Source organism: Psychrobacillus sp. FJAT-21963 (assembly GCF_001420585.1).
In the GTDB taxonomy this organism is placed as follows: Bacteria; Bacillota; Bacilli; order Bacillales_A; family Planococcaceae; genus Psychrobacillus.
Map to the genome: position 1 here is coordinate 623,608 of NZ_LJIY01000001.1, position 12,132 is coordinate 635,739.

At 37.7% G+C, this 12,132-nt stretch carries 12 protein-coding genes; 4 read left to right on the plus strand and 8 right to left on the minus strand.

The genetic code is table 11. The annotated features are described in order from the left end of the window. Positions 1–28: 28 nt before the first annotated feature. Together argS and AN959_RS02850 are read right to left on the minus strand one after the other, a co-directional pair. Entirely contained in the window at positions 29–1,696 is a 1,668-nt protein-coding gene (argS, locus tag AN959_RS02845; protein ID WP_056828109.1) for an arginine--tRNA ligase, read from the minus strand. Beyond that, entirely contained in the window at positions 1,697–2,116 is a 420-nt protein-coding gene (locus AN959_RS02850) for a DUF1934 domain-containing protein (RefSeq protein ID WP_056828111.1), read from the minus strand. A 189-nt stretch (positions 2,117–2,305) separates the two neighbouring features. Between AN959_RS02850 and AN959_RS02855 the strand changes: the two genes are divergently transcribed. Continuing rightward, on the plus strand, positions 2,306–3,391 hold the full coding sequence (locus tag AN959_RS02855; RefSeq protein ID WP_056828113.1) for a diguanylate cyclase: 1,086 nt from the start codon (positions 2,306–2,308) through the stop codon (positions 3,389–3,391). Between the two features lie 156 nt (positions 3,392–3,547). On the opposite strand, the gene speB is transcribed toward AN959_RS02855, so the two are convergent. Together speB and speE are read right to left on the minus strand one after the other, a co-directional pair. Then, on the minus strand, positions 3,548–4,420 hold the full coding sequence (gene speB, locus AN959_RS02860) for an agmatinase (RefSeq protein WP_056828115.1): 873 nt from the start codon (positions 4,418–4,420) through the stop codon (positions 3,548–3,550). Between the two features lie 4 nt (positions 4,421–4,424). Beyond that, on the minus strand, positions 4,425–5,258 hold the full coding sequence (gene speE, locus AN959_RS02865; protein WP_056828117.1) for a spermidine synthase: 834 nt from the start codon (positions 5,256–5,258) through the stop codon (positions 4,425–4,427). Between the two features lie 178 nt (positions 5,259–5,436). Here speE and AN959_RS02870 point away from each other — a divergent pair, with 178 nt between their 5' ends. Beyond that, positions 5,437–7,503, plus strand: a complete 2,067-nt coding sequence (locus tag AN959_RS02870; protein WP_056828120.1) for a transglycosylase domain-containing protein — start codon at positions 5,437–5,439, stop codon at positions 7,501–7,503. Between the two features lie 266 nt (positions 7,504–7,769). On the opposite strand, the gene AN959_RS02875 is transcribed toward AN959_RS02870, so the two are convergent. Further along, positions 7,770–8,285, minus strand: coding sequence for a YwhD family protein (locus AN959_RS02875; protein WP_056828122.1), 516 nt, complete (start codon positions 8,283–8,285; stop codon positions 7,770–7,772). Positions 8,286–8,351: 66 nt separating this feature from the next. On the opposite strand from AN959_RS02875, the gene AN959_RS02880 reads away from it, so the two are divergent. After that, complete coding sequence (locus tag AN959_RS02880) at positions 8,352–8,537, plus strand: 2-hydroxymuconate tautomerase (RefSeq protein ID WP_053590572.1); 186 nt, start codon at positions 8,352–8,354, stop codon at positions 8,535–8,537. 554 nt (positions 8,538–9,091) lie between these two features. Here AN959_RS02880 and AN959_RS02885 read toward each other — a convergent pair. The 3 genes from AN959_RS02885 to AN959_RS02895 all read right to left on the minus strand — a co-directional run bounded on the left by AN959_RS02885 (position 9,092) and on the right by AN959_RS02895 (position 11,260). Then, positions 9,092–9,607, minus strand: a complete 516-nt coding sequence (locus tag AN959_RS02885) for a YwgA family protein (RefSeq protein WP_056828125.1) — start codon at positions 9,605–9,607, stop codon at positions 9,092–9,094. A 13-nt stretch (positions 9,608–9,620) separates the two neighbouring features. Then, entirely contained in the window at positions 9,621–10,916 is a 1,296-nt protein-coding gene (locus AN959_RS02890) for an HD domain-containing protein (RefSeq protein ID WP_056828127.1), read from the minus strand. A gap of 116 nt (positions 10,917–11,032) precedes the next feature. After that, complete coding sequence (locus AN959_RS02895) at positions 11,033–11,260, minus strand: DUF1450 domain-containing protein (protein ID WP_053590575.1); 228 nt, start codon at positions 11,258–11,260, stop codon at positions 11,033–11,035. 158 nt (positions 11,261–11,418) lie between these two features. On the opposite strand from AN959_RS02895, the gene AN959_RS02900 reads away from it, so the two are divergent. Then, positions 11,419–12,042, plus strand: a complete 624-nt coding sequence (locus tag AN959_RS02900; RefSeq protein ID WP_053590576.1) for an RsfA family transcriptional regulator — start codon at positions 11,419–11,421, stop codon at positions 12,040–12,042. Positions 12,043–12,132: the final 90 nt, after the last annotated feature.

The following is a 12,132-nucleotide window of genomic DNA, read 5'->3' on the forward strand; positions in this document are numbered from 1 at the left end:
TATAACACCTAGAATGAAGTGTTCATTATTACATTTTTTCAGGAGCAGCTACGCCAATTAAACGTAGAGCGTTTGAGATTGTTTGACGAGCAGATGTCACTAAAGCAAGTCGAGCTTCTGATAATGCCATGTTTTCTGCGTCCAATACTTTATCGGCATTGTAGAAGCTATGGAATGTTGCGGCTAGCTCTTGAATGTATGTCGCCACTCGGTGAGGTGCACGAAGTTTTGCAGCGTCCGCTACTACTTGTGGGAAGTCACCTATTTTTTTCAATAAGTCTAATTCTTTTTCACTTTGTAATAACTCAAGTGAATCGGTCGACGCATTCATCTCTTGTGTTTCAGCTGAGCGTAAAATAGAGCAAATACGTGCATGCGCATATTGTGCATAATATACTGGGTTTTCATTCGACTGGGAAACAGCTAAATCAAGATCGAAATCCATATGAGAATCACCAGAACGCATACCGAAGAAATAACGAACCGCATCCAGTCCAACTTCTTCTACAAGCTCGCGCATTGTAACTGCCTTCCCTGTACGCTTACTCATTTTCATTTTTTCGCCGTCTTTATACAGCTGAACCATTTGAATAACTGATACTTCCAGTTTTTCACGTTCGTATCCTAGTGCCTCGATTGCCGCTTTCATACGTGGGATATAACCATGGTGGTCTGCTCCCCAAATATTGATCAGTTGGTCGAACCCACGAACTAATTTGTCCTCATGGTAGGCAATATCCGGTAATAAATAAGTGAAAGAGCCATCACTTTTAATTAATACACGGTCTTTGTCATCTCCAAAAGTAGTAGAGCGGAACCATGTAGCTCCTTCTTCCTCAAAAATATGTCCGTTTGCTTTTAATTTATCTAAGGCAACGTCAATTTTTCCTGTTTCATATAAAGAAGTTTCTGAGTACCAGTTATCAAATCCAACTCGGAAATCAGCTAAATCTTTTTGTAATTTAGCAAGCTCTACTTTTAATCCATGCGCACGGAACGCTTTATAGCGCTCTTCATCTGACATAGAGACAAATTTATCGCCATGCTCTTTCACAAGTTCTGCTGCAATATCGATAATATCTTGTCCACGATAGCCGTCTTCTGGCATTTCTCTTTCTAGTCCTAATGCTTCAAAATATCGCACTTCAATGGACACTGCCAAGTTATGAATTTGATTACCAGCGTCATTAATATAATATTCGCGTGCAACATCGTACCCTGCAAAATCAAGTACATTACATAATGAATCCCCTACAGATGCGCCACGAGCATGACCTAAATGTAAGTCACCTGTTGGATTCGCTGATACAAATTCTACTTGAATCTTTTCTCCAGCACCTGAAGTAGTACGTCCGTAATTCTCTTTTTCCGCAAGGACCGCTTTTACAACTTCTTGTAAATAATCTTTACGAACTGTGATGTTCATAAATCCTGGTCCAGCGATGTCGATTTTCTCCATCATCGTGCCTGACATATCCAGATTTTCAACAATTGCTTCTGCAACTTGACGAGGATTTCTTTTCGCAAGCTTTGTTAATTGCATCGCAATATTAGTTGCATAATCGCCATTGGCTTTATCTTTTGGTGTTTCTAGATGAATAGAAGGAATTTGCTCTACCTCTACTAATTCCGCTTTTATAATTGCTTCTTGCAATGCCGTTTTAATGGACTGTTGTACCTGTTCTACTGCGTTCATTTAATCCGCCTCCGTATAAATTAGTTCCAATGTATATGTACCAGCAACCTCATCATTGATCAGCAGTTCATATTCGACATGAAAATAGCCATCTTCAAAATGTAGATGCGTTGTATTTGTAGTTATCATTAATGTGCCATAAACTGTATCGTAGCTCCCAGTTTGAAGCTCACCGCTTTCAAACGGTAATCGCATTTTGACTCCACCACTTCGCAATATAAGAGCAGATTTCCCGCCAAGCTTGACAGTTGTTCTGACAATTTTCTCATCCTGGACTTCCTCGTAAACTAAATAAGGCTGATTTCCTTTTAGCGTTAGTTCTCCAGTCGTTTCAATATCGAATGTTTCCTTCTCGACATTTGGATGACAAATGGTGGATTTTAAACGAACATGTACTGATTTTTTTAATGGTTGAGCCATTGCTTTCATCCTTTGAACATTTTTACGTAAAATATCTCTTTTATGTACATTTTTAAATAACTCATGGATATATATAACCTTCACATTATATCTTAAAATTTACTTATGTGACAACTAATCCAAAAAGGAATACCTTATTCTTCCTGAAGAGGTTATAATAGACGCAATCTGTCATTTGAGGGTGAATAAATGCTTTTAGATATCATCATAAATTTTTGTATACTATTTACTTTTGCAATTCTTACATATATTCCATTTCAAAATAAGGTAAATCTTTTCATCCCTTCCACTAAATATCATCCCTTTATACTTGGGATTTTAAGTGGTTTAACTGGGTGTATCTTAATGTTAACAGCCATAGCTGTATCAGAACATGTAATTGTTGATGGTAGAATGGCTGTCATTTCCTTATCGGCGGTACTAGGCGGGCCAATCGCTACCTTTATTAGCGCAACGATTATTGGTATTTTTCGGATGTTTCTGTATGACTTTTCTATAGACTCTTTAATTGCTGGTGGAAATACGATTGTTATTGGAATTATTATAAGTATATTTATTAGGAATAAACCAATCGAATTTCGTATTCGGTATGTTCCCTATTATTTTGCATACTCAGTTATTCAAGCTTCTTTGGTAATTTGTTTATTAAATAACTGGTCATTTACTAGTTATTTGGCAGTCTTCGGTTTCGTCATATATTCTATTGTGTCATTTTCGATTGTTTTTATTATTTTAAAGCAATTAAATAATCTTTTTAATAAAATTCGCCAAATAGAAGAAATGTCCGTAACTGATTATCTGACAGAATTAAATAATAATCGGAAATTTCAAGAATATGCTCAAAATCTATTGAATACGAATGATAGATTTTCACTAATATTACTAGACATTGATCATTTCAAAAAAGTAAATGATACATACGGTCACCCGATTGGAGACGAAGTGTTAAAGGAATTAGGGCTTCGATTAAAGGGTGCATCGAATTTTTGGGGAGGAATCGTTTCTAGAAATGGTGGCGAGGAGTTTTCTGTCCTTCTTCCAAATGCAACGGTAGAAAGTAGTTTAGAAGCCGCTGAAATAATTAGACAAGCTATTGAGATGAGTCCTTTTCATGTTTCAACGGGAGATAATTTACATATCACCGTCTCAGGTGGAATAAGCTCCTACCCCGAAAATGGTGACAAAGTGAATGAGTTGTATAAGTTGGCTGATGATGCTCTTTATATCGCAAAGTCATCTGGAAGAAACAAAGTGATTCATATCCTACAAACATAAAGTTAAAATCAGAAAAACGTGATGTCCATTTAAGGACATCACGTTTATTATTTCACCCAGCCTAAGATCATTTCTCTTAGTAACTTCGATGCAGTGTTAGCTGTTTGCTTCCGCTTCTCTTCGTTCAGCTCCGCAGATAGAATAGAAAATTGCTTTCTATTTCACCCAGCCTAAGATCATTTCTCTTAGTAATTTACTAGCAGTATTCGCTGTTTGCTCCGATGAGTCGTAAATTGGAGCTACTTCTACTAAATCGAAACCGACTACATTGACACCTGAGTTTGCGATTGCATGGATTGAAGCAAGTAGCTCGCGACTTGTGATACCACCGCAGTCTACTGTTCCTGTTCCAGGTGCATGAGCAGGGTCAAGTACATCTATATCAATCGTTACATAGACAGGTCGTCCTTCTAACGTAGGAAGCACTTTTTTCAAAGGCTCCAATACTTCAAATTTAGCGATATGCATACCATTTTCTTTTGCCCAGTCGAATTCTTCTTTCATTCCAGAACGAATTCCGAAAGAATATACATTCTTTGGACCAATGTGTTCTGCAATTTTACGAATTGGTGTGGAATGAGAAAGAGGTTCTCCTTCATATTGCTCGCGTAAATCTGTGTGAGCATCCATATGAATAATCGCAAGGTTATCGTATTGGTCCGCTACTGTTTTCATAACAGGCCATGATACTAAGTGCTCTCCGCCCATCCCTACAGGAATTTTACCATCTTGTAGCAGCTGACGGATAAAACCAGCGATTAGATCCAGACTTTTGGAAGCATTTCCGAAAGGAAGTGGAATATCGCCCGCGTCAAAATAGTTTACATCTTCTAGCTCACGATCTAAATATGGACTATATTCCTCTAAACCAATTGATACCTCACGAATTCGCTGTGGACCAAAACGAGAACCTGGACGGTAACTTACTGTCCAGTCCATCGGCATGCCATAAATTACCGCTTGGGCTTCTTCGTAGTTTTGATTACTTTTGATAAATACATTTCCTGAATAAGCTTCATCAAATCTCATCGGCTTACTCTCCTGCTAAATCCTTCACAAATTTCGGTAAAACGAAAGCTGCTTTGTGAAGCTCTTTTGTGTAATATTTTGTTTCAATATCAAAGAATTGCTCGTCCGGCACTTGTAATGGATCGTATTTTTTCGAACCAATTGTAAAGCACCATAGGCCACTTGGATATGTTGGGATGTTTGCCAAGTACATATTGGTAATTGGGAAAATTTCTTTCACGTCTTTTTGCACTTGTCTGATTAAGTCAGCCTTGAACCAAGGGTTGTCCGATTGTGCAACGAATATCCCATCTTCTTTAAGTGCTTTGGAAATCCCAGCATAGAAGCCTTTTGTAAATAGATTCACAGCAGGTCCCACTGGCTCTGTAGAATCTACCATAATTACGTCGTATTCGTTTTCAGATTCTGCAATGTGCATGAATCCGTCTCCAACTTGAACGTCCACACGTGGGTTTTCTAACTCACATGCGATTTCAGGTAAATATTTTTTAGAATACTCGATTACTTTTCCATCTATATCAACAAGCGTTGCTTTTTTCACTTTCGGATGCTTCATAATTTCACGAATTACTCCACCGTCTCCGCCTCCAACAACTAATACGTTTTCTGGATTAGGATGTGTAAATAAAGGAACGTGCGCAACCATTTCATGGTACACAAACTCATCTTTTTGTGACGTCATTACCATTCCGTCTAAAAAGAGCATATTCCCCCACTCTTCTGTTTCTGCCATCTCTAACAGTTGAAAATCCGTTTGCTCTGTATGAAGTGTACGTTTTACCTTCATTGTGATGCCAAAATTCTCGGTTTGTTTTTCTGTAAACCAAAATCCAGCCATTTATCTATCTCCCTTACCAATATGATTTTTTGTTATTTGTAGTTTATCAAAAAAATAAATACAAAGGAAAGTATAGAGGTTTTTGAAGAAAGTGCAATAGTTTTTTCTTTCTCTGTTTAATTTGAATCTATTGTTCTCATACTAATGAAAACATCGAAAAAGAACGGAGTAGATTTTTATGCGTCGTGCACAATACCGAAAAAAAGCCAGTCGTTCAAAACGCATGAAAAGGATTATTCTACTAAGTGTTGCTGCTATTTGCGCGTTTTTCAGTGCATTTATTACCCTTCGTATTTATGCACAAATCGTTGGGGCTCCAATTATTCAAGTACCAATTTCTTCGGTCTTTTTAGATAATCAAGGTAACGTGATTGGTGACCGATTTAACGAACAACGTCGTTATTGGATTTCCTTAGAAGAAATGTCGCCTTTCGTTGCACAAGCTGCTATTGCAGTAGAAGATCAAGAGTTCTATGAACATAATGGATTTGATTATTCTCGAATTGCTTCCGCTTTATTAAAGGACGTAAAAGCGGGCAAGAAAGTAGAAGGGGCCAGCACAATAACCCAACAATATGCACGTAACTTATTCTTAACACACGAAAAAACATGGAATCGTAAAATTAATGAAGCATTATATGCGTACCGATTAGAAATTTTTTACGAAAAAGATGACTTACTTGAAGGCTACTTGAATACCGTCTACTTTGGACATGGAATGTACGGTGTAGAAGCAGCAAGTAGATACTATTTTGGTAAAAGCGCAAAATCACTGACACTTGCAGAATCCGCTTTATTAATGGCTGTACCAAAGGGGCCAACCCATTATTCTCCGTTAGTAAATGAAGAAAAAGCAGTCACTCGACAACAGCTTATCTTGAAGCTAATGGAAAACCAGAAATTCATATCAGCAGATCAAAGAAAACTGGCATTAGAGGAAAATTACGTCTTAAAAGCAGAAGATTCTATTTTAACAAAGAAAACAGCCCCATATTTTTTAGAAGAAGTTTGGAAAGAAGCAAGCCAAATTGTTAAAAGCAAAGGTCATCGTATAGAAGAAGGTGGCTGGACAATTCAAACAACTTTAAATAAGCACCATCAACAAGCAGCTGAGGAAAGTATTGAAAAGTGGATGCCAGATGGCGAACTTCAAATTGGTTTTGTTAGTATGGAGCCGAAAACAGGTTATGTTACCGCAATGGTAGGTGGACGCAACTACGCAGAAAGTCCATTTAACCGTGTGACCCAAGCAAAAAGGCAGCCTGGTTCGATTATTAAGCCATTATTATATGCAACTGCACTCGAAAACGGCTTTTCTCCACTCACCTATTTGAAGAGCGAGCGTACAATTTTCACTTATGATAGTGGGCGTCAAGAATATGAACCTAAAAATGTGAATGGTCAATTTGCAGATCATCCTATCTCTATGGCACAGGCCCTTGCAATTTCTGATAATATTTATGCCGTAAAAACACTAGAAGAAGTTGGGTATAAACGATTCCAACAATTAGTTGAACGATTTGACATCAATATGAAAGTTGCTGATACACCCGCAACTGCTCTTGGAACATCGGAAGTTTCTTTGCTAGAAATGACAAAAGCTTATAACACTATTTCTGCAAAAGGAATTCAAAGAAAACCAACTTTTATAACTAAAATTACAGATAATGAAGGCAAGGTTATTTACGATGTGGAAGAAGAAAAATTGAAAGAGAAAAAAGTGTTGCTAGAACAAGATGCATTCCTTTTATCTCATTTAATGACAGGAATGTTTGACCCTATTTTTAATGATTATTCTCCGGCAACAGGCATTAGCATTCGTGCGAAGCAATCTCGACCATACGCTGCAAAATCAGGGACGACCAATACTGATCAATATCTAGTCGGATTTTCTCCTCAATTAACTGCAGGTGTATGGAATGGCTATGACCAAGGAAAACAAGTAAGTGATGCAGAAGCTAAGCAAGTTACGAAGCAAGTTTGGATTGAATTTATGGAGAAAGCCCATCAAGGATTGCCAGTGGAGCCATTTATATCTCCACCTGGTGTTCGAGGAGTTATTGTCGATATAGAGACGGGTGGAATTGCAACTTCTGCTTGCAGCAAGCAACGACTCGTCTATTTGAAAGAAAAAGATGTCCCAAAAAAGTTATGTACAGATCCTAAATTGAAGCAACATACATTTGAAGAAAATGAAGATGACGATCCGTGGTCCCTATTTCCTTTCTCCTTTTTTGGGGAATAGATACCATAACTAAATAAAGCAAAATAAAAAGCTTTCTAATACCTAAATTAGGTAATAGAAAGCTTTTTCTTAGTTAAGTATCTTGCAGAAAACTGTAGTAATCGGGATTGGGTTGTCACAATTCCACTAGTTCTTACATGTTGACTTTCACTAAGGTGTCCTAGCATTACTTTGAAGTAAGCTTTAAGTAAATTGTACTTTCTTTTTTGTATTAATTCAACCATATTAAGCATAAAACTGAAATGTCACAATTTCCAAGCAATAATTTAAGCGTTCAAATCTTTGTGGAGCTTTTCTTCGCTTCGATCCCACATTTCTTTATTGTGAGATTGTAGAAAGTCACGCAAAATAGCTTTGGAACGATCGTCCATAAAGTCTACAAGTATATGGCGTTTCATTGATTTATCCATTCGATTTACGTGATCCGCTAACATTTTATAGCCACGACGTTTTTCTCGGTTAATAACCATTTCACATGCTGCCACTCCAGCGTAATAAGGTCCTTCTTGTTTGTGATCTATTGTCACCCATACAAGCCAGTACCCTTTTCCCCCCTCAGAATCCTCACGATTAGTCGTAAACTTGATACCTCGCTCTGTATCACTTCTTGCATGCATCGCTCCAATTTCTACTCTTGCAACGCCTTCTTCTATATCAATAATGACTGGCGACACGTTCTCTAATGATAGAGAACCTACCCCAAATCCTTTATGTCCGTCCGTCGGATCATTTTTAATAATGGTAAAGCCCATTTTTTGTTTTGGTTTTTCTTCATTACCCATTCGAAAGTTCCCTCCGTTCTGTTATGATATTAGTATACAGAAAATCTCACTAAAGGAGGAAATGAAATGCCATACGTAACAGTAAAAATGCTTGAAGGTCGTACAGAAGAGCAAAAAAAGGCATTAGTTGAAAAAGTAACAGCTGCTGTTGCAGAAACTTCCAATGCACCTGTAGAAAATGTAGTAGTCTTCATCGAAGAAATGCCAAAAAATCATTATGCAGTAGCTGGCAAACGCTTTAGTGATCAATAATCAGATTCGAACCCCTTTCTATAAGGGGTTCTATTTTATTTACAATAAAGTTGGCCTGTTGATCTTCGCTGGCGGACGCCTTCCGCGTGCGGGGCCGAGCCGATTCCTTCGCTCCGCTCGAAGGCAAAAGTCTATAGAATTTAATTTTACTAAACAATGTCACCGATAAATAAGAAAATCGGTGAAACGGCTCCCTTTCCGTGGGCGTTGCCTTAGCCTCCTCGCTGCGCTGCGGGGTCTTCGGCTAACTCTATTCCCACAGGAGTGTCGCCTTTTTCAACGATTTTCTATAAATACTAATTGAAAAACGTAATTAAAAACTTGTTCTCTTAATGGCATGATGATTTTCTAATTGAAAAGCGGATAATAGTTTATTGGAGTGGAAGGCGGCGACTCCAGCCGGAATAGCATGAGCTGAAGACCCTGGACTGAGCAGAGCGAGGGAAGCGGCTGAAGCCATGCCGGCGGAAAGCGTCCGCCTCGAACGGAAATTAACGGGTCCATTAATTCGACAATTTCGATATTTTCATGAAAATTAATAAAAAAAGCTGCCCTTATTGGACAGCTCGTTCATTCATTAAATTCATTACAAAAGAAAATGCCTCTTCAATTTCTTCTTCCGAAAAATTAAGTTTTCCTTTAACAACGTGAAGCTTTTCTATTTGCTCATCTTTTGGCAGATGATCGAAGTACAGCAAAGTGGAAACTAACTCTAAAAATCTAGAGCTTTTGTCTTTCATCTGCGTAATACAAGAAACTAATGCTGGACTTGCATCCTCTAATTGGGCCATTTGAGTAAAGTGCTCTCCCTCGTCAGTCATTTGGTATTTATACTGTACGTATGACCCTTTATCTTGTCTTTCTTCATTCAAAAATCCCATATTGCATAGCTCTTCTACACGAGTTGTTAGCTCCACTGAATAGGGTCCATATACATGAAATTCATATTTTTCTTTGAATGAAAACTGTAGTTTTTTCGCTATATATACCATCTTTTGAAGTTTTTTTCTTCCAGTAATTCCGTCAGCTGCTCCGATAAATTGTACAATTTTTGCATGTTCTTCTAGCAATTTGACCCCACCTTTATGTTAACAAATCTAATATTTGCTTCTTCAAAGCTTTTTTCTTGCCGTCTTCTGTTAAAAAATCTTCTGGAAAATATAATTTATGGTCTGTTCGACGTTTTCCTGATATCGCTTCGACTATTTCTGATTCTCGGGAGAGCTCTCGAATTTCACCATTTGGCATGAGCAGATGAATCGGAATTCTTTCTCCTTCTTCGCCAGGACGATAAAAATCATATGGTAAGTCTGATGACGAATCAAAAACTAAATAATACTCTGGGTCTATACCCGCTTTTTTAAATAATAACTCCAACTCTCTCATCTTCATATAATCCTTAGCCAAATCAAATTCAATGTATTGAAACAGCTTACGATTGACAAAACGATCACATAAATCCGCTAAAATCGAGTCTTTTTCCGTTATCCATAGTTGAAAGTAAGTTAGTAAAACACCCTCATCTAAAGCGAGATATTCTTTTAATGAAAAAGTGCCATCAAAAAAAGATTTAAAATGAGTAGGTTGTTGCTCGAAATCATAACCACTTTCACTTAAAGCCTTTGCCCGATGTAAAATTTTCGTCAAAATTACTTCTGCACTGCGAGATACTGGATGAAAATACACTTGCCAATACATTTGATATCTACTCATTATGTAATCTTCTACCGCATGCATTCCGCTTGATTTTATAACTACTTGGTCTTCTCTAGGTCTCATGACACGTAAAATACGTTCCATATCAAAGTGACCATAGCTAACGCCTGTATAATAAGCATCACGCTGTAAATAATCCATACGATCTGCATCGATTTGACTGGATATCAAGCTGACTACTTGTTTGTTTGAATAGGTTTTTGCGATGACATCTGCTACTTTTTGCGGGAAATCCTCGCTTACTCTCTGTAAAATTTCATTTACTTCCGTATCACCAAGCAATATTGCCCTCGTAAACTCTTCGTGATCAAGATCAAACACATTTTCAAACGCGTGGGAAAAAGGGCCATGTCCCAAATCGTGAAGAAGAGCCGCACATAATACTACAAGTCTTTCAGATTCATCCCATTCCAGTCGATTTTTAAAACTATCATCCACTATACGGCGAACAATCTCATAAACTCCGAGAGAGTGATTAAAACGACTATGTTCTGCGCCATGAAAAACTAGATAGGTAGTTCCAAGCTGTCTAATTCGACGAAGTCTTTGAAATTCCTTCGCTCCAATTACGTCCCATATTACTTGATCACGGACGTGAATATACCGGTGAACTGGGTCTTTAAACACTTTTTCTTCTGCTAGCTTTTGCGATGCATAGCTCATTTAGCCACCTCCGTGATTTAAAGCGTAAGCACCTATCTCTACCTAGGTGCTGAGCTGTATGTATTTCATCTATTATAAAGAAAAAAACCGCTCTTTGAAAGCGGTATAAGTTCTATTTATGCTTCAAGTTTGGCTCGTACTTTTTCCATTAATTCATCTTCGGTCAAGGCAGCAACTGGACGGTTATTAATAAAGGCGAACGTCTTTTTTCGACCTGGTCCACAGTAGGATTGACATTCTTTAATTTCAATTTCTGCCTCTGGATCTATCGCTTTGAGCTTTGGAATTAACGTTTTTAAATTAACGGCCTGACACTCATCGCAAACTCGAAAATGGTTTGCCATATTGTCCACAACCCTTTCTATATATAGTAATAGTCTACAGGTCATTGTATCTTAAAGTTTATATTGCTATCAAGTGTATTTTACGTGAATAAAAGAGCACTAAGTTGTCCATTATGTTAATAGAACAACGAAACTATGAACATGGTAGGAGGACAAACATGGTAAAAATAAGACAAGACGCATGGATGGAAGAAAACGACGAAATGCTTGCAGAGATGGTGCTACGACATGTACGAGAAGGCAGCACACAATTAAATGCATTTGAAGAAGCTGGGGATGAATTGAATCGTACAGCTGCTGCATGTGGATTTCGCTGGAATGCAGTAGTACGTCATCAATATGAAAAAGAATTGAAAGAAGCAAAAAAAGAACGCAAAGAAAAACTTCGTCTATTAGGAAAAGACTATAGACGTAGAGGAAATGGTATTTATCTAGCAAAGCCAGTTGAAAGCGGTGAGCGTCCAGCTTCTATACCAGTTTCTGCATTATCAATTGATATAATCATTGCGTATCTTGTTCGATTACAACATAGTGATTCAGACATTTCAAGATATCGCCATTTAGCAAACGTTTCTACTGAGAAAATTAGAAAACTAGAAAGTGAAATTGCGAAGCTGGAAAAAGAAAATGCTGCAATTAAACAAGATTACGAGCAATTCGTTCAAATTATGAACCGTGCTAGACGATTGGTTACATTGAATGATGAAGACGCACCAACTACTCCAGTATTTCAGATGGAGAAAAACGGTAACCTAATATCTAAAGAACCACCAACCATTTAAAAAGTTGGTGGTTTTTTTCTTACTGTTGAGAAACACTTTCACTTTTCCTTGCTTGCAATAAATCGCGTTTTGACTTCGTTGTAAGCTCAT